Source organism: Halorubrum sp. 2020YC2, assembly GCF_018623055.1.
GTDB lineage: Archaea > Halobacteriota > Halobacteria > Halobacteriales > Haloferacaceae > Halorubrum.
In genome coordinates this window covers 2926303-2951738 of the sequence record NZ_CP076019.1, presented here as the reverse complement: position 1 = coordinate 2951738, position 25436 = coordinate 2926303, and the positions used below count along the sequence as shown (strand labels likewise).

Annotated in this window: 22 protein-coding genes and 4 pseudogenes; 17 read left to right on the top strand and 9 right to left on the bottom strand. The window is 67.4% G+C overall.

Features of this window, described 5'->3' with window-relative positions; all coding sequences use genetic code 11:
• Window position 1 precedes the first annotated feature (1 nt).
• The 4 genes from KI388_RS14660 to KI388_RS15520 all read left to right on the top strand — a co-directional run bounded on the left by KI388_RS14660 (window position 2) and on the right by KI388_RS15520 (window position 2853).
• Complete coding sequence (locus KI388_RS14660) at window positions 2–427, top strand: DUF5791 family protein (RefSeq protein WP_215087306.1); 426 nt, start codon at window positions 2–4, stop codon at window positions 425–427.
• Window positions 424–1326 (top strand): NAD-dependent epimerase/dehydratase family protein, encoded by a 903-nt coding sequence (locus tag KI388_RS14655; protein WP_215087305.1) that lies wholly within the window; start codon window positions 424–426, stop codon window positions 1324–1326. The genes KI388_RS14660 and KI388_RS14655 overlap by 4 nt, the downstream gene beginning before the upstream one ends.
• A 122-nt stretch (window positions 1327–1448) precedes the next feature.
• The gene (locus KI388_RS14650; protein WP_215087304.1) at window positions 1449–2624 is read left to right on the top strand and encodes a DHHA1 domain-containing protein; all 1176 of its coding nucleotides are present in this window, start codon (window positions 1449–1451) and stop codon (window positions 2622–2624) included.
• A 97-nt stretch (window positions 2625–2721) separates the two neighbouring features.
• Complete coding sequence (locus KI388_RS15520; RefSeq protein ID WP_256441500.1) at window positions 2722–2853, top strand: hypothetical protein; 132 nt, start codon at window positions 2722–2724, stop codon at window positions 2851–2853.
• A gap of 82 nt (window positions 2854–2935) precedes the next feature.
• Here KI388_RS15520 and KI388_RS14645 read toward each other — a convergent pair whose 3' ends face one another.
• A complete protein-coding gene (locus tag KI388_RS14645) occupies window positions 2936–4153 on the bottom strand; it encodes a proteasome-activating nucleotidase (RefSeq protein WP_215087303.1) in 1218 nt (405 codons plus the stop codon).
• Between the two features lie 184 nt (window positions 4154–4337).
• Between KI388_RS14645 and KI388_RS14640 the strand changes: the two genes are divergently transcribed.
• The 5 genes and pseudogenes from KI388_RS14640 to KI388_RS14620 all read left to right on the top strand — a co-directional run bounded on the left by KI388_RS14640 (window position 4338) and on the right by KI388_RS14620 (window position 9325).
• Entirely contained in the window at window positions 4338–4601 is a 264-nt protein-coding gene (locus KI388_RS14640) for a helix-turn-helix domain-containing protein (protein WP_004598708.1), read from the top strand.
• A gap of 69 nt (window positions 4602–4670) precedes the next feature.
• Window positions 4671–5060 (top strand): hypothetical protein, encoded by a 390-nt coding sequence (locus KI388_RS14635; protein ID WP_215087302.1) that lies wholly within the window; start codon window positions 4671–4673, stop codon window positions 5058–5060.
• Window positions 5057–6410: pseudogene (gene mre11 / locus KI388_RS14630) on the top strand (DNA double-strand break repair protein Mre11). The gene KI388_RS14635 and the pseudogene mre11 overlap by 4 nt, the downstream one beginning before the upstream one ends.
• Entirely contained in the window at window positions 6407–9100 is a 2694-nt protein-coding gene (gene rad50, locus KI388_RS14625) for a DNA double-strand break repair ATPase Rad50 (protein ID WP_215087301.1), read from the top strand. Before mre11 ends, rad50 begins: the two are co-directional and overlap by 4 nt.
• Window positions 9101–9130: 30 nt before the next feature.
• Entirely contained in the window at window positions 9131–9325 is a 195-nt protein-coding gene (locus tag KI388_RS14620; protein ID WP_215087300.1) for a hypothetical protein, read from the top strand.
• A gap of 117 nt (window positions 9326–9442) precedes the next feature.
• Here KI388_RS14620 and KI388_RS14615 read toward each other — a convergent pair whose 3' ends face one another.
• From KI388_RS14615 to KI388_RS14605, 3 genes are all read right to left on the bottom strand, one after another.
• On the bottom strand, window positions 9443–9910 hold the full coding sequence (locus tag KI388_RS14615) for a hypothetical protein (RefSeq protein WP_215087299.1): 468 nt from the start codon (window positions 9908–9910) through the stop codon (window positions 9443–9445).
• A 26-nt stretch (window positions 9911–9936) separates the two neighbouring features.
• Window positions 9937–10374, bottom strand: a complete 438-nt coding sequence (locus KI388_RS14610) for a hypothetical protein (protein ID WP_215087298.1) — start codon at window positions 10372–10374, stop codon at window positions 9937–9939.
• A gap of 104 nt (window positions 10375–10478) precedes the next feature.
• Complete coding sequence (locus KI388_RS14605; RefSeq protein WP_215087297.1) at window positions 10479–10652, bottom strand: hypothetical protein; 174 nt, start codon at window positions 10650–10652, stop codon at window positions 10479–10481.
• 76 nt (window positions 10653–10728) lie between these two features.
• Here KI388_RS14605 and KI388_RS14600 point away from each other — a divergent pair.
• The 8 genes and pseudogenes from KI388_RS14600 to KI388_RS14565 all read left to right on the top strand — a co-directional run.
• Window positions 10729–11712 (top strand): annotated as a pseudogene (locus KI388_RS14600) (3'-5' exonuclease); the annotation flags it as partial.
• A 169-nt stretch (window positions 11713–11881) separates the two neighbouring features.
• Window positions 11882–12790 (top strand): hypothetical protein, encoded by a 909-nt coding sequence (locus tag KI388_RS14595; protein ID WP_215087296.1) that lies wholly within the window; start codon window positions 11882–11884, stop codon window positions 12788–12790.
• A 441-nt stretch (window positions 12791–13231) separates the two neighbouring features.
• Window positions 13232–14874 (top strand): annotated as a pseudogene (locus KI388_RS14590) (DNA-directed DNA polymerase); the annotation flags it as partial.
• 133 nt (window positions 14875–15007) lie between these two features.
• The gene (locus tag KI388_RS14585; protein ID WP_215087295.1) at window positions 15008–15934 is read left to right on the top strand and encodes an ABC transporter ATP-binding protein; all 927 of its coding nucleotides are present in this window, start codon (window positions 15008–15010) and stop codon (window positions 15932–15934) included.
• Between the two features lie 52 nt (window positions 15935–15986).
• Window positions 15987–17417 carry a Fe-S cluster assembly protein SufB gene (gene sufB, locus KI388_RS14580; RefSeq protein WP_215087294.1) on the top strand — a complete coding sequence of 477 codons (1431 nt, stop codon included), beginning with the start codon at window positions 15987–15989 and terminating at the stop codon, window positions 17415–17417.
• A 1-nt stretch (window position 17418) separates the two neighbouring features.
• A pseudogene (gene sufD, locus KI388_RS14575) lies at window positions 17419–18632 on the top strand (Fe-S cluster assembly protein SufD).
• Window positions 18633–18787: 155 nt separating this feature from the next.
• Window positions 18788–19273, top strand: coding sequence for a ferritin-like domain-containing protein (locus tag KI388_RS14570; protein WP_215087293.1), 486 nt, complete (start codon window positions 18788–18790; stop codon window positions 19271–19273).
• A gap of 40 nt (window positions 19274–19313) precedes the next feature.
• Window positions 19314–19757: a metal-dependent transcriptional regulator gene (locus KI388_RS14565; protein WP_215087292.1), complete on the top strand. Its 444-nt coding sequence runs from the start codon at window positions 19314–19316 to the stop codon at window positions 19755–19757.
• Between the two features lie 28 nt (window positions 19758–19785).
• Here KI388_RS14565 and prf1 read toward each other — a convergent pair whose 3' ends face one another.
• The 5 genes from prf1 to KI388_RS14540 form a co-directional block, all read right to left on the bottom strand.
• Entirely contained in the window at window positions 19786–21036 is a 1251-nt protein-coding gene (gene prf1, locus KI388_RS14560) for a peptide chain release factor aRF-1 (protein ID WP_215087291.1), read from the bottom strand.
• Between the two features lie 105 nt (window positions 21037–21141).
• Window positions 21142–21402, bottom strand: coding sequence for a glutathione S-transferase N-terminal domain-containing protein (locus KI388_RS14555; protein WP_215087290.1), 261 nt, complete (start codon window positions 21400–21402; stop codon window positions 21142–21144).
• 82 nt (window positions 21403–21484) lie between these two features.
• The gene (gene argS / locus KI388_RS14550; protein ID WP_215087289.1) at window positions 21485–23293 is read right to left on the bottom strand and encodes an arginine--tRNA ligase; all 1809 of its coding nucleotides are present in this window, start codon (window positions 23291–23293) and stop codon (window positions 21485–21487) included.
• 593 nt (window positions 23294–23886) lie between these two features.
• The gene (locus KI388_RS14545) at window positions 23887–24822 is read right to left on the bottom strand and encodes an NAD-dependent epimerase/dehydratase family protein (protein WP_215087288.1); all 936 of its coding nucleotides are present in this window, start codon (window positions 24820–24822) and stop codon (window positions 23887–23889) included.
• Window positions 24823–24903: 81 nt separating this feature from the next.
• The gene (locus KI388_RS14540; RefSeq protein WP_215087287.1) at window positions 24904–25344 is read right to left on the bottom strand and encodes a DUF302 domain-containing protein; all 441 of its coding nucleotides are present in this window, start codon (window positions 25342–25344) and stop codon (window positions 24904–24906) included.
• Window positions 25345–25436: the final 92 nt, after the last annotated feature.

The window sequence follows — 25436 nt, the reverse complement described above, 5'->3', positions numbered from 1 at the left end:
TATGTTCCACGAGGTCGTCGACGCCGACGAGCCGGCCGCGGCGGACCTGCTCGCCGCCTTCGAGACGCTGGTTTCAGAGGCGGCGGCGGGCGTCGAGAGCGATCGGCTCGTCAGCGAAATCGGGCTGAGCGAGGCGGACGCGGCCGCCCTCCGCGACGGAGACGTCGCGGCGCTCACGCTCGCGGACGGCGCTGCCGTCCTCGCGGCGGCGAACCCGGACCGCGGCGCCGACGGGATGGTGGCGGAGGTCCGCGACCACCTGTTGATGGGGATGGCGACCGCGGTCCTCGACGTCGACGCGATCGCCGCGAAGATCGACGCCGACCTCACCGGGCAGGAGGTCCAACAGGCGTTGGAGGGGCGGACCGCGATGACGCTCGGACAGCTGGCCGAGATCCTCGCGGTCATCGAGCGCCGGAAGCCATGAGGGTCGTCGTCGTCGGCTGCGGCTACGTCGGGCTGGCGCTGGCGGCCCAGCTCGACGCCCGCGGCCACGCGGTGACCGGCGTCCGGCGGTCCGACGCCGGACTGGACGCGGTCGACGCCGTCGGCCCCGACGTCGAAGCCGTGGCCGCGGACGCGACCGACCCCGAGTCGCTCGACCGCCTCCCGGACGCGGAGGCGGTCGTCTTTGCGGCCAGTTCCGGCGGTCGCGGCGCCGACGCGGCGCGGGAGGTGTACGTCGACGGGCTGGCGAACGTCGTCGACGAGTACGGCTCGCGGGCGTCTCCGCCCGACCGGCTGGTGTACACCTCCTCGACGGGCGTGTACGGCGACCACGAGGGCGGCTGGGTCGACGAGGAGACGCCGCTCGAGCCGACCACGGAGAAGACTCGCGTCCTGGCCGAGGCCGAACGGATCGCGACGGAGCGCGCGGCCGACGCGGGGATCGACGGGACTGTCGTCCGGTTCGCGGGGCTGTACGGGCCGGAGCGGTACCGGCTAGAGCGGTACGTTGAGGGGCCGGTGACGGCCGGTTACCTGAACATGGTCCACCGCGAGGACGCGGCTGGGTCGGTCCGACACCTGCTGGAGACGGACCGCGCGCGGGACCGGGCCGTCCTCGTCGTCGACGACGAGCCGGTCGACAAGCACGCGTTCGCGGACTGGCTCGCTGACGCCTGCGGCGTCCCGCGACCGGAGAAGCGGTCGAAAGAGGAGCGGATCGCGGCCGGTGACCTCTCCGCGGCCGCGGAGCGCCGGATCCGGACGAGCAAGCGGTGTTCGAACGCGCTGCTCCGCGACCTCGGCTACGAGTTCGTCCACCCGACGTTCCGGTCCGGCTACCGCGACGCCGTGCGCGCGTACCGAGCCGCGACCGAGTAGCGCGGCTCCGCGGGACGGGCCCGAGGCGACGCGGCATCACTCGCTCGCGTCCGTTTCCGTCGGTTTCACTCGGTCGGAACGGCGACGAAGCTTCATGTGTCGGGAGCGAGTGGCCACAACCCATGCGAGCCATGAGCGCGGCCGACGACCGGCTCTCGCAGGCGCAAGCCGTGCTCCGGGAGAACCCGGAGATCGCCGTCGGCGCGGCGCTCGTCGCCCTGATCACCGTCGCGGTCGTCCTGATCGCGCTCCGCGCCCGACGGACGCCGGGCGTCAGGTTCCGGCGGCTGCTGGCCGGCGAAGAGGAGATCACGGTGCTGATGCACCCGAACCCGGACCCGGACGCGATGTCGGCGGCCGTCGGCGTGGCGTCGCTCGCGGACCAGGTCGACGTCGACGCGACCGTCCAGTACCCCGGGCAGATCCGGCACCAGGAGAACCGGGCGTTCCGGACCGTTCTCGACCTCGAACTGGAGCCGATAGAACACGTGAGCGACCTCGCGGCCGAGTCGGTCGTGCTGGTCGATCACAACGAGCCCCGCGGGTTCGCCGGTGCCGACGGCGTGTTGCCGACGGCGGTCGTGGACCACCACCCCGGAGACGGGGCCGGCGAGTCGTTCACCGACGTCCGGACCGACTACGGCGCGACCGCCTCGGTCGTCGCGGAGTACTTTCAGGACAACGACGCGGTCCCCGTCCCGCCGGACAAACACGCGAGCGAGACGGGGAGCGACCTGACCCTGTCGACGGAGACGGCGACGGGGCTGCTGTACGGAATCTTGGCCGACACGAAACACCTCACCGTCGGCGCTAGCGAGCCGGACTTCGCGGCGGCGGCGTACCTCTATCCGGGGGTCGATCAGGACCGGCTCGACCGGATCGCGAACCCCGCGGTCGACGCGGAGGTGCTGGAGGTGAAAGCCCGGGCGATCGCGGGACGGCGCGTCGAGGGGTCGTTCGGGGTCGCGGACGTCGGCGGGGTGAACAACGTCGACGCGATCCCGCAGGCCGCGGACGAGTTGATCCAACTGGAGGGCGTCAGCGCGGTCGTAGTGATCGGGGAGCGTGACGGGACGGTCCACCTGTCCGGACGGTCGCGAGACGACCGGGTCCATATGGGGAACGCCATAGCTGCGGTGCTAGAGGACGTCGACAACGGGAACGGCGGGGGCCACTCGCGAATGGGCGGCGGGACGATCGAACCCGAGGTCGACCCGACGGGAGAGGGAGAGTCGGGGACCGTCGACCGCGACGCGCTCGCGGACGGCCTGTTCCGGGCGATGGCCGGCGACGTGTGAGCCGGGCCGGGGACGCGCGACGGGGGTCGTCCGTCGACCGACGCGGTCGCGACGGGTCCGAGCGCGGATTTAAGTCCCGAGACGGGGAGAATGCGGTATGGACATCGCTGACGCGGTCGACGACGGGTGGCTGACGCTCGTCGGGGTGGGCGCCGGCTACGGGATCGCGGTCGGGCTGGTGTTCCTGCTGTTCTTCGTCGCGCCGTACCTGGCGGTCGCGGCGCTGTAGCGGGAACGTCTCGACCGCGGAAAGGTAGGTGAAAACGGCGACCGGCGGACGGAATCGGGAGCGGCGAACGGTCGAGAGCGAATCAGGCGAACGCCAGCGAGTCGTCGGCGTTCGTCTCCTCGTCCTGCTGGAGCTTCTCGTGGGCTTCGAGGAAGTCGTCGAGCGTGACCTCCGTGCGGTCGTCGCGGATGGCGAACATCCCGGCCTCCGTACAGATCGCCTTGATGTCGGCCCCGGACGCCTCGGGCGTCAGCTCGGCCAGCTCCGCGAAGTCGACCCCGTCGGCCAGATTCATGTTGCGGGTGTGGATCTGGAAGATGATCTCGCGGCCCTCGGTCTCCGGCTTGGGCACCTCGATGAGGCGGTCGAAGCGGCCGGGACGCAGGATAGCGGGGTCGAGCATGTCGAAGCGGTTGGTCGCGGCGATGATGCGGACCTCGCCACGCTCGTCGAAGCCGTCCATCTCGGAGAGCAGCTGCATCATCGTCCGCTGCACCTCGGCGTCGCCCGACGTTTTCGAGTCGGTCCGCTTCGAGGCGATCGCGTCGATCTCGTCGATGAAGAGGACGGCGGGCTGGTTCTCGCGGGCGACCTCGAACAGGTCCCGGACCAGCTTCGCGCCCTCGCCGATGAACTTGTGAACCAGCTCCGAGCCGGCCATCTTGATGAACGTCGCGTCCGTCTCGTTGGCGACGGCCTTCGCGAGCATCGTCTTGCCCGTCCCGGGCGGCCCGTACAGCAGGACGCCGCTCGGGGGCGTTATGCCCACGTCCTCGAACATGTCGGGGTGTTCGAGCGGCATCTCGACGGTCTCGCGGACCTCCTGCATCTGGTCTTCGAGCCCGCCGATGTCGGCGTAGGTGACGTCCGGGGAGTGCTCGACCTGCATCACGCGGGCGCGGACGTCGGTCTCCTTCTCCAGCTTCTTGACCACCGACAGCGAGTTGTTGACCGCGACGCGGTCGTCGGGGTCGAGCTTCTCGCGCAGTTCGTCGGTGATCTCGGTGAGCGCCTCCTGGTTGTTGCCGTGCTGTTTGATGACGGCGCCGTCGGGCGTGATCTCTTGGACCGTCGCCACGAACAGCGGGGACTGTTTCAGCTTCTTGTTCTCGTGGGTGAGCCGTTCGAGCTTCTGCTGGTACTTGTTGTTCTCCGCGTTGGCGTCGAGGAGTTTGTCGCGCATCTCCTCGTTTTGGGACTCTAAGACGTCGAGCCGCTCCTGTAAGGAGTCGATCTTCTCCTGTTTCGACGCCGATCCCTCGTCGTAGGGCATGTCGACGTCATCGACCGTGTCGCTCATTGTGTTTATTAAGGCGTCTCGCGGATAAGAGGCTTCGGGTGGGGGAAGAAAGAAGCCAGTTCAGGCGGCCGCAACCGCGGACGGCGCCCGTCCCGGTCCGGGATTCGGCCGCTGTTTAATTCTCTACAGTAATCAAGCTGGATAGTAAATATTATTATCCAGCATGTCAACGATCGGGATACGCATGAGCACGACCGACGCCGTCACCGCTGATGACGGGACCGCGGACCGCTGGGCGGCCGTTCGCGACCTCCCCCCGAGCGCGAAGCTAGTCGCGAAGGTACTGGACTACAACGACACGCTCACGCAGAGCGAACTGGCGGAGGAGACGCTGCTCCCGCCGCGGACCGTCCGGTACGCGCTGTCGCGGCTCGAAGAGGAGGGCGTCGTCGACTCCCGGTTCTCGTTCACGGACGCGCGCAAACGCCTGTACTCGCTGGGTATCTAAACGGGAGCGCCGACCTCGGGGCGGCGACCGAGCGCGACGGTTTATTCCCGATAGCGCGCCAGTCGACCCGTGGTCTCGACTACCGCCGTCAAGCGGGCGCTCGCCGCGCTCGCGACGCGCACCGACACCGCGAGACGCCCGTACGTCGCCGTGATCGACGAGGCGGACGCCGCGCGAAGCGACCTCCGGCGCGCGGCCGGGTTCGTCGACGCCGTCGGACTCGACCGGCTCGCGGACGCGGTCGACGCCGCCGAGCGCGCGGGCGACGAGGGCGCCGCCGAGCGCGGACGCGAGGCGCTCGACGCGTACCGAGATTTCCGGCGCGCCGCGGCGGGTGAACGAGAGGAACGCGGCGGCGGGGACCGCGACGACGGCCCGGACCGCGACGACGCCCGGGACCACTTCCGCTCCGGCCCCGGAATCCCTAAGCCGGACACCGGCCAAGACGCGGACAGATGACACGGGTGATACACACCGGCGACACCCACGTCGGGTACTCGCAGTACCACTCGCCGGTCAGGCGCCAGGACTTCCTCGACGCGTTCGAGGCCGTGGTCGACGACGCGGTCGACGACGGCGTCGACGCCGTCGTCCACGCGGGCGACCTCTTCCACGACCGCCGCCCCGAACTGGGCGACCTGATGGGGACCATCTCCGTCCTCCGTCGGCTCGACGAGGCCGGGATCCCCTTCCTCGCGGTCGTCGGCAACCACGAGTCGACGCGGGGCGGGCAGTGGCTCGACCTCTTCGAGCGCCTCGGCCTCGCCACGCGGCTCGGCGACGAGCCGGTCGTCGTGGGCGACACCGCCTTCTACGGGCTCGACCACGTCCCCGTCTCGCGGCGCGACGACCTCGACTACGCGTTCGCGGACCACGACGCCGAGTACGCGGCGCTCGTCGCGCACGGCCTCTTCGAACCGTTCGGCTACGCCGACTGGGACACCGAGACCGTGCTGACCGAGAGCGACGTCGCGTTCGACGCGATGCTCCTCGGGGACAACCACACGCCGGACACCGCGCGGGTCGCGGACACGTGGGTCACGTACCCGGGGTCGACCGAGCGCGCGAGCGCAAGCGAGCGGGAGGGGCGCGGCTACAACCTCGTCGTCTTCGACGCCGACGCGGCCGGCGGCGACGACCGCGTCGAGATCCGGCGCCGCGCGCTCGACACGCGCCCGTTCGTCTTCGTCGCCGTCGAACTGCGCGAGGGTGAAGGCGAGTCTCGAGTCCGCGAGCGCGTCCGCGAGTTCGACCTCGCGGAGGCGGTCGTCCACGTCGAGATAGCCGGCGAGGGCGACCCGGTGACGCCGGCGGCCGTCGAGGAGTTCGCTACCGACGAGGGGGCGCTCATCGCGCGCGTCACCGACCGGCGCGAGGTCGACGCCGACGGCGAGGTGGACGTGAGCTTCGCTGACCCCGAGGACGCGGTCCGCGACCGGCTGGACGAGATGTCGCTCTCGACCGCCGCGCGCGACGTGGAACGCGCGGTCCGCGACGACACCGTCCCCGACGCCAACGTCCGCGAGACGGTGAAACGCAGAGTGGAGGAACGGCTCGACGAGGAGGCGGACCTCGGCGCGTTCGAGCCGGTCGAGACGGACGCAGAGACGGGCGAGACGGGCGACGACGCCACCGCCGTCGACGCCGACAGCGACGTATCGGACGACGAGACCGCCGGTGGTGGGAGCGACGAGCCGGACCCTGACGAATCGGACCGACGAACCGGATACCGAGTCCGACCCCGCGGAGGCGGCTGACCCCGACTCGGCGTCGACCGACGGACAGGTCTCCATGGAGGACTACCTGTGAAGTTCGACCGCGTCCGCCTCGCGAACTTCAAGCCGTACGGCGACGCCGACCTGCGGCTGACGGAGGGGGTCACGGTGATCCACGGGCTGAACGGCAGCGGGAAGTCGTCGCTGTTGGAGGCCTGCTTCTTCGCGCTGTACGGGTCGAAGGCGCTCGACGGCACCCTCGAAGACGTCATCACGAACGGCGAAGAGGAGACGGAGGTCGAACTGTGGTTCACCCACGACGGCGTCTCCTACCGCGTCGAGCGCCGCCTCAAGTCCTACGACGGCCGGATCGACCACCAGTGTGAGCTCGAATCGACCGACGGGAGCGACGTGAGCCGCGACGGCGCGCGGGCGGTCCGCGAGTTCGTCACGGAGCTACTGCGGATGGACGCCGAGGCGTTCGTCAACTGCGCGTACGTCCGACAGGGCGAGGTGAACAAGCTGATAAACGCCACGCCCCGCGAGCGGCAGGACACGATAGACGACCTGCTCCAGCTGGGGAAACTGGAGGAGTACCGCGAGCGCGCCGGCGACGCCCGGCTCGGCGTCGAGGACGTGATGGAGAATCGCCGCGGGCGGCTCGACCAGCTCGACGAGCAGATCGCCGCGAAGGAGGACCGCGACCTCCACGCGCGGCTCAACGAGCTGGAGGGCGAGCTCGGGGAGGTCGCGGACGAGATCGACCGGTACGAGAGCCAGCGGGAACGGGCGAGGGAGACGCGCGAGGCGGCCGCGGAGACGCTCGAGACCCACGCGGAGAAGCGGGAGAAGCTGGAGGCGGTCGAGACCGAAATCGACGAGATCGAGGAGTCGATCCGAGAGGCCGAACGCGAGCGCGACGACCTCCGCGACGCCGTCCGCGAGGCCCGCGAGCGGATCGACGAGATCGAGGCCGAGATCGACGACCGGCTCGACGACGCCGGGCTCGACGCGGCGAGCGAGGCTGCGATAGCCGAGCGACGCGGAGCGCTCGACGACCGGGAGGCCGAGGTCCGCGAGGCGCTCGACGACGAGCGGGTGAGCGCCGAGGCGTTCCGAAACCAGGCGACGAACCTCGCCGGAAAGGCGGACGACCGCGTCGAGCGCGCCGAGGCGGTCGAGTCGGAGGCCGGCGATCTGGCGGCGGAGGCCGAGGCGGCGGCGGACGACGCCGACGAGCGCGAGTCCTCGGTCGCGGAGCTCCGTGAGGAGGCGGAGACGCTCCGCGAGCGGTTCGCGGCCGCCGACGCCGACGTCGACCGCGACGGCGTCGTCGACGAGCGCGACCGCCTCCGGGAGGGACGCGGCGAGGTCCGCGAGCGGATCGCGGAGCTGTCGGCGGATCTGAAGAACGCCCGGGAGCGCGTCGCGGAGGCCGAGGAGCTGCTCGCGGCCGGAAAGTGTCCCGAGTGCGGCCAGCCGGTCGGGGACTCGCCGCACGCCAGCGGGATCGAGGAGGACCGCGAGCGGGTTGCGGAGCTCGAAGGCGAACTTGAGGACGCCCGCGAGCGCGAGGGCGACCTCGACGAGCGGATCGCGGAGCTGGACGAGCTCGCAAGCGCGGCGGACCGGCTCGACGGGATCGACGAGCGGGTCGACGCCCTCGAAGAGCGGGTCGAGGAGAAGCGATCGGAGGCGGAACGGAAGCGAGAGGCCGCCGAAGCGAAGCGCGAGCGCGCCGCCGAACTCCGCGAGGAGGCCGAGGAGACCCGGGAGGTCGCCGCGGAGAAGCGCGAGCAGGCCGAGGAAGCCGCGGCGCGCGTCGAGGAGCTGGAGGCGTCGCTGTCCGAGGTCGACGACGCCCGCGAGGCGGTGACCGCGGTCGAGGAGCGCCTGTCCGCGGTCGCGGAGGCGGAGACCGAAAACGAGCGTCGCCGCGAGCGGCGCGAGAACCTGACGGAGGTGAACGACGAGCGGCGCGACCGGCTCGCGGACAAGCGGGAGCGCCGCGACGAGCTGGCGGACGCCGTCGACGAGGCCGCGGTCGAGAAGGCGGAAGGGCGGAAGGAGGACGCAGAGCAGTACCTCGAGAAGGTCGCCGGCGAGCTCGACCGCCTCGGCGAGCGGCGGGAGGAGCTCCAGAACGCGATCGGCGGGGTGAAAGGCGAACTGCGGGAGCTAGAGGAGCTCCGCGAGGAGCGCGAGGCGCTCGGGGAACGGGTCGAGGCGCTCGAAGGCCTCCACGAGGAGACGAGCGAGCTGGAGTCGATGTACGGCGACTTACGCGCGGAGCTCCGCCAGCGCAACGTCACCGAACTGGAGCGCACACTCAACGAGACGTTCGAGCTGGTCTACGGCAACGACGCCTACTCGCACATCGAGCTCGACGGCGAGTACGTCCTCACCGTCTACCAGAAGGACGGCGAGCCGCTCGACCCCGAGCAGCTCTCCGGCGGCGAGCGCGCCCTGTTCAACCTCTCGCTGCGCTGTGCGATCTACCGGCTGCTCTCCGAGGGGATCGAGGGGGCGGCGCCGACCCCGCCGCTCATCCTCGACGAGCCGACGGTGTTCCTCGACTCCGGCCACGTCTCGCGGCTCGTCCGACTCGTCGAGGAGATGCGCGGCTTCGGCGTGCGCCAGATCGTCATCGTGAGCCACGACGACGAGCTGGTCGGCGCGGCCGACGAGCTGGTCACCGTCGAGAAGGACCCGCGCTCGAACCGCTCGACCGTTCGCCGAGAGGACGCGGCGGACCTCGACGTCGCCGAACTCGCGGGCGACTGAGTGCCACCGGTGCGACAGCTCCTTTTATAAATGGTAGACGACGGGAACAACGGTGAAGCCCGCGGCGACACCGCCGGCGATGAGGGGACGACCGAGACCTTCGCGTCGGCGCGTGCCTGCGAGCGGCCGCCGGCGGCCGCGAGGAGCACGCGCGAGGGAGTCGGGCGCTCCGAGGCGACCGAAGGGAGCCCGAAGGACGCGCCCGACGAGGCTGGGGAGGCGTGAGGCTGCGGTGCGGTCACGGTCGGGTGGGGCTTTGGAGCTGTTCGCCGTCGGTCTAGAATCAACTATTTATAACCGAACGGCCGAAGACGGCCACAGATCGCGGTTATAAGCGATGTATCAGTCGCCGTCGCCCACGTCAACCCCGTCGCCCTCGTCCGCCGACCCGCCCCGCAACAGCCCGAGCGCCTCGACCGCGACCGGGGTCGCCTCGTAGCCGCGTCGGCCGGCGACCTCGGTCTCCTCGACCAGTCCCGCCGCGCGGAACTCCGTGATCGTCCCGTGGAGGTCGGACTCGCACATGTCGGCCGCGTCGAGGAGGTCGATAGCGGCGATCGGTCCCTCGTCGACGACCACCGCGAGCAGGCCGAGCGACCGGTCGTCGCGGACCGCGCCGAGCGTCCGCCGGACCGGTTCCGGCACGCCCGAGGCCGCGGTCGCCAGCGGCGACTCGCCGTCCACGGCGCGGAGGTCGTCGTTGTCGACGTACCGCTCCGCGCCGGTGGCCGGGTCCCGGACGCGGCTCGACTCGGCGGACCGTTTCACGAGGAGGTACGTCCGTCCCTCGTCGTCGCGAACCGTTTGCATGGTCGAAGAGGCGGGGGCGTCGGACATTACGCTTCCGGCGGCGCCGCGTCGGAGTCGGACTCCGGATCGCTCGCCCGTCCGTCGGGGTCCGGATCGCTCGCCTGTCCGTCGGCCTCGTCCGTCTCGTCCCGCGACCGCTGCCACGCCCGGTACGTCTGGTAGGTTCGAACGCCGGCGAGGAGGCCGCCGACGAGCAGGGCCGGCCCGACCCGCGACCAGCCCTCGAAGTACCACACCATCGGCCCGAGCGCGACGAGGAGGACGGCGGCGTTGGCATAGATGACGGCGACGACGAACGCGCGGAGCGTCCCCTGGTCCACGTCGCTCGCGCCCTCGAAGTCGCCGCCGTCGTCGAACGACTTTACCGACGGCGCTTCGGGGATGTCGGGCGTCATCTCCCGCTCCGCGTCGGAGCTCTCTCCGACGGAGATCTCGCCCTCGTCGTCCTCGTCGAGGCTGAACACGCCGGGACGTACGCCGCGCCGGGGCAAAGGGGTTCCGGGGCCGCGGGCGTGGCTGGAGAGCGTTCGGGAGGAGGGAGAGCGTGGGGACCGCCGTCGGGCCGCGGTCAGAGCGCGTCCGCGAGCCGCACCGTTCGGCTCGCTTCGACCCACGCGAGGGGGTTGGTCGCGTCGAAAAGCACCACGTTCCCGTCGTCTTCGTACACCTCCACCTCGGCGTCGACCGCGTCGGAATCGGCCGGACGAGCCACCCGGGGTTCGGAACGTGGGTCCGAAGACATAGACCGTGGTAAGTCATCACACATTAAATGCCTTTCCGTGGCGGGAGACCTCGCCGGGTGAGGCCGAAAGGCGGGTATGACTCAGTCGGGGCTGTCGGACTTCTCGTCGAGCGGAGACGCGAGCGACGGGAGCGACGGCGACACGGAAACCGAGCGGGAGGACCTGGCCGCACAGGAGGCGGCCGTCGTCGCCGGCGGCGGGCGCGGCCGCGTCAGCGACGTCGTCGACGTCGACGAGGCGAAGTTCCCGGAGTCGACCGGGACCGTCGAGCTGATGATCAGCCAGATCGACTACGCCGTCGAGGGGTACGGCAGCGACGAGTACCCGGTCGTCCACGTGTTCGGCCGGCGACCGGCAGAGCACGTCGACGGGGACGCCGACCACGATGTCGTCGAACACCTTCGGGTGCTGGGCGTGGAGCCGTACTTCTACGTCCCGACGGCCGACCTCGACCGCGACCCCGTCGAGGAGTACGACGTGGTGATCGGGACGCGCGAGGAGGACGCTGACGGCGAGCCCTACGAGAGCATCCGCGGCGAGCCGCTCACCCGGATCGTCACCCGGACGCCCCGCGACGTGGGGAACATCCGCGACGACTTCGCGACCAGCTTCGAGGCGGACATCCTCTTCCCGAACCGGTTCCTGATCGACAACGGATCAACGGCGGGATCCGCGTCGAGGAGCGGCGGCTTGACGACGGCGAGGGACGATCCAGGTCCACGAGGGGCACCTCGAACCGGCCGACGTCGACGCCGACCTCCGCGTGAACACCTTCGACATCGAGGTCGACGACCGCCGAGGCTTCCCAGAGGACGGCGAGGAGCCGATCATCTGTCTCACCAGCCACGACTCCTACGACGACGAGTACGTCGTCTGGCTGTACGACGCGCCGGAGGCCGAAGTGCCGCCGCCCGAGGACCTCCCCGACTACGAGGGGATCGTCGACGAGGGCGAGGAGCTCGACTTCAAGGTCCGCACCTTCGAGGGGAGGCCGCGATGCTCGACGCGTTCGTCGAGTACATCGACGAGACGGACCCGGATCTCTTTACGGGGTGGAACTGCCTACCGGGATAGTCAAATTCTCAAAGCGGACGGGACCGAGCAACGGATCGAGGACGTGTCTGTCGGAGACGAGATCATAGGGCGACGAACAGCAGACGACGACCGCCGAGGTCACGAACAAGTGGGAAAGCGAGAAGGATATTCTTCGATATAGACTCGCCGTGTGATGGTCGGTGACGACGATCAAGTCGACTGGAAGAAGGGAAGCGAGATCGACGTCGGGGACTATCTCCTCAAGCCGCGAAAATTGAACGTCGACTTGGAGTGTGTCCCGACCCTGAGTGACCTCATCCCAGTCGAATGCCAGCGGTTCGGAAGTAGAGAAGCGATCAAATCGTTCAAATCTGAACTTCCTTACGGCGCCGTTTCGGAGCTCGCAGAGGAGTTTGATCTCGCCACAGGAACCTTACATCACCCGAAGACAGATGTCTGGACTCCGGAGCGCTGTCTGGTCGCGTCTGACCGGTACGACGTTGCGCTCCCTGACGGCGGGCGGGAGTACCGTCGCACGCGGAACGACCTCGACAGGGAACTTACCGACCACGAGATGTATCTCGCGGGACTAGTTCTCACGGACGGAACGATGTCGTCCGATGACGGAGTCCGTTTCTACAACACGCGCGAGGAGTTACACGAACAGTTCCCCGGTGAAACGCATCTCGAACCCGATGGAAAGGGATGCTACAAGCAGAACGTACTGGACTACGCCCGGATGTACGCGTTCAACGGGCTCGGGATTCCGTTCGGTAGTAAAAACGATGGGGAAGTCGATCTCTCGACGGTTTTCGAACTTCCAGAATCGCATATAGAACGGTTCTTGGCGGGAGTCATCGACGGAGACGGGAACATCTCATCTTCGGTGACCGTTGCGGCCGAAAATCGGTCTATCGGAGAGTGGTACGTGAAGCTATTCCGCCGACTCGGCATCTACGCAGAACAGCGTGAGAACGTGGTTCGGGTCCCGGACGCAGAGCGTGAGATCCAGCGGCTCAGGGATCGGGTCCTCCCGCATCTCTCTCACTCAGAAAAGCGAGAGGCGCTAAAAGCGCTGGACGGCACATCTCATCTTCGGTGACCGTTGCGGCCGAAAATCGGTCTATCGGAGAGTGGTACGTGAAGCTATTCCGCCGACTCGGCATCTACGCAGAACAGCGTGAGAACGTGGTTCGGGTCCCGGACGCAGAGCGTGAGATCCAGCGGCTCAGGGATCGGGTCCTCCCGCATCTCTCTCACTCAGAAAAGCGAGAGCGCTAAAAGCGCTGGACGGCGGAAAGAGTGGACGAGCGAGAACATCCCGTACGCACTCTTCGAGGCTGACACGGGCACTGACGAGAAGCGGATCGGGCGGGACAAACACCGCCGCGGAATTAATCTCAAACGGCACGAAACGACTCTCGAAGAGTGGCCCGAGTACGTGTTTGTGGAGGTTGAGGACGTGGAGCGTGCCGGGACGGAGACGACCTACGACATCGAGACGACCACGCACAATTTCTTCGCAGATGATTGCCTCGTCCACAACTGTGAGGACTTCGACGTCCCGTACTTCTTCGACCGGATGGAAGAGATTGATCCGGGAAGCGAGTATAATCTCTCGGTGGATAGATTCTCCCGGATCGGCGAGGTGTGGCGCTCCGGCTGGGGCGGTCCGGACGTGAAGGGACGGGTCGTCTTCGACCTGCTGTACGCCTACAAGCGGACGATGTTCACCGAGCTGGAGTCGTACCGGCTCGACGCGGTGGGTGAGCGCGAGCTCGGCGTCGGCAAGGAGCGCTACACGGGCGACATCGGCGACCTCTGGGAGCAGGACCCGGAGCGCCTGCTGGAGTACAGCATCCGCGACGTGGAGCTGTGCGTCGAGATCGACCGGAAACAGGACGTGATCGCCTTCTGGGACGAGGTGCGTACCTTCGTCGGCTGTAAGATCGAGGACGCGCCGACGCCGGGCGACACCGTCGACATGTACGTCCTCCACAAGGCGTTCGGGAAGTTCGCGCTCCCGACGAAGGGCCAACAGGAGTCGGAAGACTTCGAGGGCGGCGCCGTCTTCGACCCGATCACGGGCGTCAAGGAGATGGTGACGGTCCAGGACCTGAAGAGCCTCTACCCGATGTGTATGGTGACGATCAACGCCGGCCCCGAGACGAAGGTCGATCCCGACGAGTACGACGGGGAGACGTACGTCGCGCCCAACGGGACCCACTTCCGGAAGCAGCCGGACGGGATCATGCGCGAGATGGTCGACGAACTGCTCTCCGAGCGCGAGGAGAAGAAGGCGCTCCGGAACGACCACGAGGCAGAAGAGCTTAATTATCAGGTTGCTTATGGTGATACCGACTCCGTTATGCTTTCTCTATGACATGTCGAAGGAGGAGGCGATCGAGACCTCCTTCGAGATAGAGGACCACATCAACGGGCGGTACGACGACTTCGCGCGCGAAGAACTCAACGCCGACGAACACCGCTTCCAGATCGAGTTCGAGAAGCTCTACCGGCGGTTCTTCCAGGCGGGTAAGAAGAAGCGGTACGCGGGCCACATCATCTGGAAGGAGGGAAAAGACGTCGACGACATCGACATCACCGGCTTCGAGTACAAGCGCTCGGACATCGCGGGCATCACGAAGGAGGTCCAGCAGAACGTCATCGAGACGATCGTCACCGGCGACGACATCGACGAGGACATGGAGGAGGTGAAAGCGTACCTCGTGGACGTCATCGCGCGCGTCCTCGACGGCGACGTCGACGTAGCGGAGATCGGGATCCCCGGCGGGATCGGCAAGAAACTGGACGCCTACACACGCCGACCGCGCAGGTCCGCGGCGCGAAGTACGCGAACATGATGCTCGGCACCAACTTCGGGAGCGGGTCGAAGCCGAAGCGGCTGTACGTCGAGAAGGTCCACCCCGACTTCTGGGCGCGGATGGAAGACGAGGAAGGGCTCGACCCGCAGCGCGACGCCCTGTACGGGGAGTTCAAGCGCGATCCGGACGTGATCTGCTTCGAATACGCCGACCAGGTGCCGGAGGAGTTCGAGGTCGACTGGGAGAAGATGCTGGACAAGACGCTGAAAGGGCCGATAGAGCGCGTAATCGAGGCGCTCGGCATGTCGTGGAGGAAGTGAAGACAGGCCAAGAGCAGACCGGACTCGGCTCGTTCATGTAGGCGGGTCGTCCGAGAGAAACCAGTTTTCGATCGTCGAAAAATTTCTTGACGGATTCGAGAGTTTTGAGGGGGAGATGCGTAACCATTAACCCCCTCAACCCCCACTATCGAGATACGAGGCACGAGAATACATATGGCTACTCTCGAAATCAACGATCTTCACGCACGAGTGGCAGAAGAGGGCGGCGAACGCATCCTTCTCGGGGTCGACCTGACCGTCGAGTCCGGCGACATCCACGCGCTGATGGGGCCGAACGGGTCGGGCAAGTCGACGCTCGCGAAAGTGATCGCCGGCCATCCCGCCTACGAGGTCACCGGCGGCGAGATCCTGCTCCACCTCAGCGAGGAGGATGTCTCCGACGTCGACGTCGACCTCGAGGAGGAGGACTACCACTGGGAGCTGCTGGACCTAGAGGCGAACGAGCGCGCCGCGCTCGGCATCTTCCTCGGCTTCCAGTACCCCGCCGAGATCGAGGGCGTCACCATGACGAACTTCCTTCGTCAGGCCTTGAACGCCAAGGCGGACGAGCGCGAAGAGCTGTTCGAAGACGAGGAAGACGAGGAGGCGGAAGCCGACGACGAGGACGACGACGAGGGGTACGAGACCTCCCCGATGGAGGGTCCCGCAGACGACGGCGATATCGGCGTCGCGGAGTTCCAAGAGATCCTCTCGGAGAAGATGGAGCTGCTCGACATGGACGAGAAGTTCATGCAGCGCTACCTCAACGCCGGCTTCTCCGGCGGCGAGAAGAAGCAGAACGAGGTCCTCCAGGCCGCGATGTTGGAGCCGAGCGTCGCCGTGCTCGACGAGATCGACTCCGGGCTGGACATCGACCGCCTGAAGGACGTCTCGAAGGGGATCAACGCGCTCCGCGACGAGCAGGGCACGGGCATCCTCCAGATCACCCACTACCAGCGCATCCTCGACTACGTCGAGCCGGACCACGTTCACGTCATGCTCGACGGCGAAGTCGTGAAGAGCGGCGGCGCGGAGCTGGCCGAGAAGCTCGAGGACGAGGGGTACGACTGGGTCCGCGAGGACGCGTTCGAGGCGGCGTAACCACAAATGGTCACGCAACAGGAATAAAACGGCAAACACGTAACACAATATCATGAGTTCACAACAGGACGACCTCAAGGAGACAGACACCGAGGCCCGCTTCGAGTTCAAGAAGGAGGAGAAGTCCGCCTTCAAAAGCGAGAAGGGTCTCACCGAGGAGACGGTCCGCGTCATCTCGGAGGACAAGGACGAACCGGAGTGGATGCTGGAGCGCCGCCTGCGCGCGTTAGAGCAGTTCCAGGAGATGCCGATGCCGACCGACTGGCCCGGCCAGCCGGACCTCTCGGAGATCGACATCGACGAGATCGTGCCGTACATCCGGCCGGACATCGACAAGCGCGGCGGCGCAGACGACTGGGAGGACCTCCCGGAGGAGATCCAGGACACGTTCGACAAGCTGGGCATCCCGGAGGCCGAGAAGAACGCGCTCTCGGGCGTCGGCGCGCAGTACGAGTCCGAGATCGTCTACCAGAACATGCAGGAGCGGTGGGAGGAGAAGGGCGTCATCTTCTGTGACATGGACAAGGCCGTCCAAGAGCACGAGGAGATCGTCCGCGAGCACTTCATGACGAAGTGTGTCCCCCCGAGCGACAACAAGTTCGCCGCGCTTCACGGCGCCATCTGGTCCGGCGGCTCGTTCGTCTACGTCCCGGAGAACACCACCGTGGAGATGCCGGTTCAGGCGTACTTCCGGATGAACTCCGAGGGGATGGGCCAGTTCGAGCACACGCTCATCATCGCGGAGGAGGGCTCCGAGGTCCACTACATCGAGGGCTGTTCCGCCCCGAAGTACTCGGCGTTCAACCTCCACTCGGGCGGCGTCGAAGTGTTCGTGGGCGAGGACGCCCACGTCCAGTACTCGACGGTGCAGAACTGGTCGAAGAACACGTACAACCTGAACACCAAGCGCGCCATCGCGGAGAAGGGCGGGCGCATGGAGTGGATCTCCGGCTCGATGGGGTCGAAGGCGACGATGCTGTACCCGTCGACGATCCTCAAGGGCCGCGGCGCCTCCGACAACCACATCACCATCGCCTTCGCGGGCGAGGGTCAGGACATCGACACCGGTGCGAAGGTGTACCACAACGCGCCGGAAACGAAGTCGACCGTCGAGTCGAAGTCGATCGCGAAGGACGGCGGCCGCACGAACTACCGCGGGCTCGTCCACATCGCGGACGGCGCGGAGAACTCCTCGACGGCCGTCGAGTGCGACGCGCTGATGTTCGACAACGAGTCGACGTCGGACACGATGCCGTACATGGAGATCAACGAGTCGAAGGTCGACGTCGCCCACGAGGCGACCGTCGGCAAGATCGGCGATGAGGACATCTTCTACCTCCAGTCGCGCGGGCTGGACGACGACGACGCGAAACAGATGATCGTCTCCGGCTTCATCGAGCCGATCACGGAGGAGCTGCCCATCGAGTACGCCGTCGAGCTCAACCGGCTCGTCGAACTCGAGATGGAGGGCTCGCTCGGATAACATGAGCACGCAAGCAATCGAGAGCCTCTCGGAGGACACGGTACGACGCATCGCAGACGAACGCGACGAGCCCGAGTGGCTCTTGGAGACCCGCCTGAACGCGCTTTCGGCGCTGGAGACCGCGGAGCTGCCCGACGTCATCCAGACGCCGGGGCGCCGCTGGACCGACCTGGAGGCGCTGGACTTCGAGGCGCTCGTCGACCCGCTGAACCAGGCGGACGAGACCGAGCGGACCGCGGGCGACGACGAGGTCGTCGTCCTCCCGTTCACCGAGGCGCTCGCCGAGTACGGCGACGTCATCGAGGCGAACTTCGGCTCCGTCCTCGACCCCGATCACAACTACCTCACGGCGCTTTCGGTCGCGCTCTTTACCACCGGCACGTTCGTCTACGTCCCGAGGGCGTCGACGTCGAGGACGTGACGGTGCGCGCGGAGATGAACTCTCGCTCGCTGTTCAGCCAGACGCTCGTCGTGGCCGAGGAGTCGTCGTCGGTGACGATCCTCGAGTCGATCGAAACGGGTGAAAGCGAGGTCGCAGACGACCGGTACTTCTCGAACCTCGTCGAGGTCGTCGCGGGCGAGAACGCCAACGTCCAGTTCGGCTCGCTCCAGAACCTCGACGACGACTCGTACACCTACTCGCTGAAGCGCGGCGTGACCGACACGTACGCGACGGTCGACTGGATCGAGAGCAACTTCGGCTCGAAGCTCACGCGCTCGGACATCGAGACCGAGCTCAACGGCGACGGCTCCGAGAGCCAGATCGTCGGGACGTTCTTCGGCACCGACGACCAGCACTTCGACATCAACGCCCGCGTGTGGCACCAGGCGGAGCAGACCACCGCCGACCTCGTCACACGCGGCGTGCTCGACGACGTCGCCCGCTCCGTCTACGAGGGGGTTCAGGACGTCGGCGAGGACGCGTGGAACACCTCCAGCTACCAGCGCGAGAACACGCTGATGCTGTCGGACGACGCGGAGGCGGACGCGTCCCCGAAGCTGATCATCCACAACCACGACACCGAGGCGTCCCACTCCGCGACGGTGGGCCAGGTCGACGCGGAGGACCTGTTCTACCTTCAGAGCCGTTCGATCGACTCGCGGACGGCGCGGAACATGCTCGTCGAGGGCTTCTTCGTGCCCGTCTTAGAGGAGATCGCGGTCGACGAGTTCCGCGACGACGTCGAGGAGCTCGTCTTGGAGCGCCTCCAGTAGGCGGTCGGCGCTCACAGCTGTTCCGCCAGCCGAACGGATTTTTCGGCCCGTCTCACCCGCGGAGCGAGCGGCCCGCGAGGGGAACCGCTTAAGACCGACGGCACCCGAGACGGAGGTATGCGAACCCGCGTATCGTGCCGTCTCGGGTGGTCGCGGTGAGCGTGAGTCAGCGGGTCGCCTCCGACGACCAACTCGCGCGACTGCTCCAGATCGGAATCGTGCTCGAAGAGGTCGTCGAAGCGCGAACGCACCGCCACTACCAGCAGTTGGACGCCGAACTCGACGAGGAGGTGGAGACGCTGCTGGCCGACGCCGCCGAGGAGTCGGCCGACCACCGAGAGCGCTTGGAGACGCTGGTCGAGGGGCTCGGCGTCGACAGCGTCCCGTTCGGAGAGATCGAGTCGCTGGTCGACGCCCGCTACGGGCGGACGCGACCGGAGGACTTCGACGACGTGTTGTACGACCAGCTGTGTAACGAGGAGACGGCGTACAAGTTCTACGACGACCTTATCGAGGCGATAGAGGGGTCCGAGGCGACGTTCTCGATCGACCGCGAGGAGCTGGTCGCGACCCTGACGACGATCCGCGACGAGGAGGCCGAGGGAGTGCGCGAGGTCACGGAGGTCATGGAGCGCCGATGAACCGGACAGACGAGCCGACGAGCGCCGACGGAGGACAGCCGTGAACACCGCAGATCAGTACCTCAAGACGATATACGTCGTACAGGACAGCGAAGACGGGCCCGCCTCGACCGGGTCGATAGCCGACGCGCTGGGCGTCAGCCCGGCCAGCGCCAACGAGATGATCGGCAAGCTCGAGGAGCGCGGCCTCGCGGAACACGAGAAGTACAAGGGGGTGAAGCTCACCGACGACGGTATCGTCCGGGCCAGAGACGCCCTCCAGACCTACTGTATCATCGAGCGGTTCCTCGCGAACGTCCTCGCGGTGGAGGACTTCCAGGCCGAGGCCCGCGAACTGGAGGCCGTCATCGACGACACGGTCGCGGAGCGGCTCGACACGATCATCGACCGCCAGCCGGAGTGTCCAGACTGTTTCGACCCGGAGACGGACGCCTGCGCGTGCCTGGAGATAGCGCCGGCGTCGGTCGAGCCGGAAAAGCAGTAAAGCGGTCGTAGAGTCCTTTTTCGAAGCCTTAGACGCCCGTCGAGTAGCGCAGGATACCCGCGATGCCGCCGAACGCGTCGAGCAGCTGTTCGCCCTTCTCGAAGTCCGTCGAGATGAACTTCGTGTCCGTGCCGCGCTGTTCCGCGATGGCCATCAGGTGCTCGATGACGTCCTCGCGCTCGTCGACCGCGGCGGCCTCGCCGCACTCGCTACACTCGTGGTCGGGCGTCGAGTGTCGCGAGTCGATCACCTCGTACTCCTCGTGGTCGTTCGGGCACTCGTAGACGACGACGTCGGAGCGGAGGTCCTCGGAGATGAGCAGGCGGTCCACCGACCCCATGATGAGGTTCCGGCGGGTCTGCTCGAACCCGTAGGTCGCCTCCTGGCCGGTGTTGAGCTTCTCGAAGAACTCCTCCATGTTGCGTTTGTCCTCGACGATCTCTTGGTCCGCGAGCGCCTCGCTCGCGTTGTCGACGAGGTCCTTCAGCCCGGACTCGTCGGTGTAGGCCACGTCGAACTTCCCCAGCACCTTGTCCTGTAGCTCGTGGTGGAGGTAGTCGCCGTCGAGGAACTCGTCTTTCGTCGGGGAGGGACCGCCGACCAAGATACCGTCCAGTTCGTGGCGCTTGTCGACGAACAGGTCGTTGGCCATCCCCGCGACCTCCTGATAGAAGTTGTCGATGGCCTCTAAGCGCAGGCGGGCGAACCGCTGTGCGGACTGACCCCCTTTCCGCTGTTTGCCGGGGACGAGCGAGGAGGCTGACTTGACGGCCTCGACGCGTTTCCCCTTCAGCCAGCCGACGTTCGCCTCGCGGCGGTCCAAGACGATGAGCCCGAACAGCCCGGAGTCTTCGAGCATGTGTTCGAGCGGCTCGGTGAGGAACTCCGAGTCGCAGTGGTACCGGAACGACTCGACGGGCTGTGGCGGCGACTCCAGCGTCCGAGTGACCATGTCGGTCTGGCCGCCGCCCGCGTCGATGGCGCCCGAGAAGAGCACGATGCCGTTCTCGGGCGGGAAGGTGTCGTAGTAGCGGAGTCGGTCCTTGATCGACGTCAGCGCGTCTTGGACGGCGGTCCGGGTCTGCTTGGATTTGATGTTCGACGCCTCGCTGTGTTCCTGGGTGACGTGGGCCACCACGTCGGAGATCTGCCTGTCTTCGGGGATGTAGATGGTGACGAGTTGGGTGCCGGAGCCCTCGAAGTCTTTGAGCTCCTCGATGACCTTGCGGAACTCGTACTTCCGGCGGTCCTCGTTCGCCTCCTGTGCGTCGCTGCTCATTACCAATAGTTCGCCCCCGTGCGGGTAAGTAAGCTTTGACCTCCGGGCTGTGCCCGGCGAGACGCCCCGAGTCGGCCGCGAGCGGGCCCTGCGAGGCGGGAGCGTTCAGGCGTGGTGCTCTTCGAGGTACTCGACGATGTCGTCGCTCTCGTACATCGTTACCCCGCGGTCGGTGTCGACGAGGTACGGGATCTGGTCGTCGCCGACCGCGGTGAGCTCGCCGTGGGTCACCTCGTTGGTGACATCGCCGCCGACGTCGCCGGGCAGCCGCGGGTTGTGCGCGACGTAGGAGACGCCGAGCTCGGAGAGCGTCTCGCGGACCGTCGCGCTGTGCGGGCAGCCTTCCGACTGGTAAAGCTCGAGCATCGCTCGGCGGTACGGCCGCCGGGACAAAACAGTTTGCGGGGACGGGAGACGCCGTCCCTCGGAGTCGCGTCGTTCGGCCGGCCTACATCGACTCCGGCGCCTCGACGCCCAGCACGTCGAGCGCGTTCGCCATCGTGTGCTTGGCGGCCGCGACGACCGCGACCCGGGCGTCGCGCAGCTCGTCGGTCTCGGCGGTCACGACCGGGCACTCGCGGTAGAAGGCGTTGTACGCGTCCGCGAACTCGCGGGTGAACGTCGCGATCGTGTGCGGTTCGAGGTCGTCGGCCGCCGCTTCGATCGCCGCCGGGAAGCGGGCGACCTCGCGGAGGAGGTCTCGGGCCGCGTCGGTCTCTAAGGCGCCCGCGTTCACGTCGAGGGCGTCGGGGTCGACGTCGCCGTCGGCGCCTTCCGTCACGCCCGGTACGTCGACGCCCTCGGCCGCGGCCTCACCGAGGATGCCGGCGCAGCGCGCGTGGACGTACTGGACGAACGGGGCCGACTGGGCCTCGAAGTCGAGCGCGTCCTCCCACTCGAAGGTGATCGCCTTCGCGGGCTGTTTCGAGACGATGTCGTACCGGACCGCGCCGATCCCGACCTGATGGGCGATGCGCTCGACGTCCTCGTCGGTGAGGTCGTCGTCGCGGATGCGGTCGTCCATGCGGGACTCGACCGCCTCGCGGGCGCGGTCGATGGCCTCGTCGAGCAGGTCGTCGAGCATCACGCCCGTCCCCTGCCGGGTCGACATCTTCCCGTCGGGGAGGTTGACGTACGAGTAGATGACGTGGCCGAGGCGGTCGGTGTCGTTGCCGAGGAGTTCGAGGGTCGCGTCAAGCTGGTCGGCCTGCAGCTTGTGGTCCTCGCCGAGGACCGTGACGGCGCGGTCGTAGGTGTCGAACTTCCACTCGTGGTGCGCTAAGTCGCGGGTGGTGTAGAGGCTGGTGTCGTCCGAGCGCAGGAAGACGAGGTTCTTGTCGATCCCCCACTCGTCGAGTTCGAGCTGCCAAGCGTCCTCCTCGTAGACGGCGTGGTCCGTCTCCTTGAGCCGCGCGGCGATGTCGTCCGTCGAACCGTCGCGCATGAACCGCGTCTCCTTGACGAACTCGTCGAACTCCGCTGGGAGGCGGCCGAGGCACGCCTTCATCCCGCCGAGGACGGTGTCGACGACCTCGCCCACGCGCTCGTACGTCTCCTCGTCGCCCGCCTCCAGCCCCTGAAGGATCGACTGGATCTCCGCTTCCGCGGCCTCGACCGCGTCGGCGTCGGCCTCCTCCAAGAACGAGTTCCCCTTGCGGTAGTAGCGCACGAGGTCGTACTCCGCGCGGTCGCGGGCGGGCTCCGCGTCGAGGTCGGCCTCGTCGAACCGCTCGTAGGCCCACGTGAACACCGCCATCTGCCGGCCGGCGTCGTTGACGTAGTAGTGGCGGTCGACGTCGTAGCCCGCGTACTCCAAGAGGTTCGCGACCGCGTCCCCGACGATGGGGTTGCGTGCGCGCCCGACGTGGACCGGCCCGGTCGGGTTCGCGCTGGTGTGCTCGACGACGACGCTCGTGTCCCGGTCGGGGAGCGCGCCGTAGTCGGCGTCGACGGCGGCCGCGTCGAGCGTGTCCGCGAGGTAGCGCTCGTTGGCGTGGAAGTTGACGTACGGTCCCGCGGTGTCGACGCTCGCGACGTAGTCGGCGCCCGAGACCGAGACCGCCTCCGCGACCGTCGCCGCGACGTTCGGCGGCGCGTCGCCGACCTCGCCCGCGAGCCGGAAGGCGACGCTGGAGGCGAGCGTCGCGTCCATGTCGTCGGGCGGGCGTTCGATGCCGAGGTCGTCGGTCGGGAGGTCGAGCGAGTCGAGCGCGTCCGCGAGCGCCGCCTCGACCGCCGACCGGAACTGCCTGAACATACCGTCCGTTCGACGGGCGGGATAAAAGGCCCTTCCGAACCGGCTCGAAACGGAAGACGGGAAATCGGTGGGGCGAAACGTGAGACCCTACGAACCGCGGTGGCGCGTGCCTGTGAGGCCGCATCGCGGCCGAACAGCACCGCGCGAGGGAGTCAGTCGCCGGAGCGAAGCGGAGGCGACTGACAGGGCGAGAGCGAAGCTCTCGCTTGCAGCCGGACGTAGTCCGGCGACGAGGCTGGGGAGGCGTGAGGTGCTGTGCGGAGCGGTGCGGGGCGGGACTCAAAGGGGCAGCCGGGAGGCGGGCGCAGGCGTTCACGAGAGCGGAGCTCTCGTGAGCCAATCAGAACGCGAAGCGTTCTGATGACGACGTAAGCACTGGAAGGAGCGAACGGAGCGAGCGACTGAAGCGCGCAACGAGCGTGCGCCCGCCTCCCGGCTGGGGCTTTGGAGGAGTTCACCGCAGATCTCTGGTTAGCCATTTATAACCGAGCGGCTGGGGCTTCCGAGGTGACCACGGTCGACCGCAATCAACGATTTATAAATAATCACTCTGAGCGGCGATTAGGGAGGTTACAGCGTCCGTCTGCCACTACTTATGAGACGATTTCGTCGATCAGCTCCCGCGCACTCCGCCGCACGGCCTCGTCGCTCTCGATGGACGGCTCCCAGCCCAGCGCCGAGAGCTTCTCGATCGACAGCCGCATCTTCGGCACGTCGCCGGTCCAGCCGCGGTCGCCGCCGGTGTAGCTGTACGCCGGCTCCACGCCGAGTTCCTCGCTCACGAGGTCGGCGATTCGGGTCACGGAGGTGGTCGTCCGCGTCCCGAGGTTGTAGACGTTCAGGTCGTCGTCCGCGTGCTCGACGACGTGCTGGATGGCGTCGACGCACTCGGAGACGTGCATGTACGACTTCTCCTGGCGGCCGTCTCCGAGAATCTCCAGTTCCGTCGGGTCCTCGTCTAACTTCTCGATGAAGTCGGGGATCACGTTGCCGCGCTGGTGGGGACCGACGATGTTCGCGAAGCGGAACACCCACGACCGGATCCCGTAGGAGTGCGCGAACGTCGAGATGAGCGCCTCGTCCGCGAGCTTCGCGGAGCCGTACACCGAGATGGGCGCGAGCGGCGCGTAGTCCTCGGGCGTCGGCCGGGGGGCCTCGCCGTACACCGTCGACGAGGAGGTGAACGCGAACCGGTCGACGCCGACCTCGCGCATCCGTTCTAAGACGTTGTACGTCATCGCGGTGTTGTCCTCGAACAACGCGCGGTCGTCGTCGTAGTTCGTGTCGGTGTACGCCGCGAAATGGAAGACGACGTCGAGGTCGTCGGTGACCGCGCGGGCGACGTCGCCGGCGTCGGTCAGGTCCGCCTCGACGAACTCGGCCCCGTCTGGGACGCGGTCGCGAGCCCCCTTCGAGAGGTCGTCGGCGACGCGGACGGCCGCGCCGCGGTCGAGCAGACTGGCGGCGAGGTGGCTGCCGACCAAGCCCGCACCGCCGGTCACGAGGACGTGCGAATCGGCGAGGTTCATACCGGTCCGTCGGCGGTCGCGGATAAGTACGTGTGGGATCCCGACGAGAACCGAGCGGCACGGGAACCGAGCGGCACGCGACTAGAGGTTCGCGAACGCCTCGTCGACGAGTTCGCCGGTGTCGGCGACGATGTCCGCCATCTCCTCGTCGTCGGGGGCCATCCCGACGAGGCGGGCGATACGCATGATCGAGACGTGGTAGACGCGCTGTTTCCCGGGTTCCTCCTCCCAGACCACGACGTTACAGGCCATCAGGGCGCCCAGCCTGTTCTCGCTCGCGTCGAGCGCGCGGTCCGCGACCTCGGGGTTGCACGCGCCGAGGACGTAGTAGGGGTCGCGGCCCGCGTCGACCTTCTCGTTGAGCATGTCCGAGGGGGAGAACTCGACCGGGACGCCGAACCCGGCGTCGGTGAACACCTCGCGGACGTGTTCGATCGCCGCCTCGTGGCCCATTTCGAGGGTCGTCTGCTGTTCGCCGATGTCGTCCGGGTCGATCTGGCTCGGGTCGATTGGGAGCGTCATTCGTGTTTTATATTGGGATAACACGACATAGATTTTCGTATTTGGATCCGAGAGACCGGTTTTCAGCCGGCCGAGTCGGACTGCGAGGATTT

Bases quoted from the DNA above. Each gene is read 5' to 3' on its own strand.
- KI388_RS14660 (WP_215087306.1), top strand. From the start codon at position 2: ATGTTCCACGAGGTCGTCGACGCCGACGAGCCGGCCGCGGCGGACCTG.
- KI388_RS14655 (WP_215087305.1), top strand. From the start codon at position 424: ATGAGGGTCGTCGTCGTCGGCTGCGGCTACGTCGGGCTGGCGCTGGCG.
- KI388_RS14650 (WP_215087304.1), top strand. From the start codon at position 1,449: ATGCGAGCCATGAGCGCGGCCGACGACCGGCTCTCGCAGGCGCAAGCC.
- KI388_RS15520 (WP_256441500.1), top strand. From the start codon at position 2,722: ATGGACATCGCTGACGCGGTCGACGACGGGTGGCTGACGCTCGTCGGG.
- KI388_RS14645 (WP_215087303.1), bottom strand. From the start codon at position 4,153: ATGAGCGACACGGTCGATGACGTCGACATGCCCTACGACGAGGGATCG.
- KI388_RS14640 (WP_004598708.1), top strand. From the start codon at position 4,338: ATGAGCACGACCGACGCCGTCACCGCTGATGACGGGACCGCGGACCGC.
- KI388_RS14620 (WP_215087300.1), top strand. From the start codon at position 9,131: ATGGTAGACGACGGGAACAACGGTGAAGCCCGCGGCGACACCGCCGGC.
- KI388_RS14615 (WP_215087299.1), bottom strand. From the start codon at position 9,910: ATGCAAACGGTTCGCGACGACGAGGGACGGACGTACCTCCTCGTGAAA.
- KI388_RS14605 (WP_215087297.1), bottom strand. From the start codon at position 10,652: ATGTCTTCGGACCCACGTTCCGAACCCCGGGTGGCTCGTCCGGCCGAT.
- KI388_RS14595 (WP_215087296.1), top strand. From the start codon at position 11,882: ATGGTCGGTGACGACGATCAAGTCGACTGGAAGAAGGGAAGCGAGATC.
- KI388_RS14585 (WP_215087295.1), top strand. From the start codon at position 15,008: ATGGCTACTCTCGAAATCAACGATCTTCACGCACGAGTGGCAGAAGAG.
- sufB (WP_215087294.1), top strand. From the start codon at position 15,987: ATGAGTTCACAACAGGACGACCTCAAGGAGACAGACACCGAGGCCCGC.
- prf1 (WP_215087291.1), bottom strand. From the start codon at position 21,036: ATGAGCAGCGACGCACAGGAGGCGAACGAGGACCGCCGGAAGTACGAG.
- KI388_RS14555 (WP_215087290.1), bottom strand. From the start codon at position 21,402: ATGCTCGAGCTTTACCAGTCGGAAGGCTGCCCGCACAGCGCGACGGTC.
- argS (WP_215087289.1), bottom strand. From the start codon at position 23,293: ATGTTCAGGCAGTTCCGGTCGGCGGTCGAGGCGGCGCTCGCGGACGCG.
- KI388_RS14545 (WP_215087288.1), bottom strand. From the start codon at position 24,822: ATGAACCTCGCCGATTCGCACGTCCTCGTGACCGGCGGTGCGGGCTTG.
- KI388_RS14540 (WP_215087287.1), bottom strand. From the start codon at position 25,344: ATGACGCTCCCAATCGACCCGAGCCAGATCGACCCGGACGACATCGGC.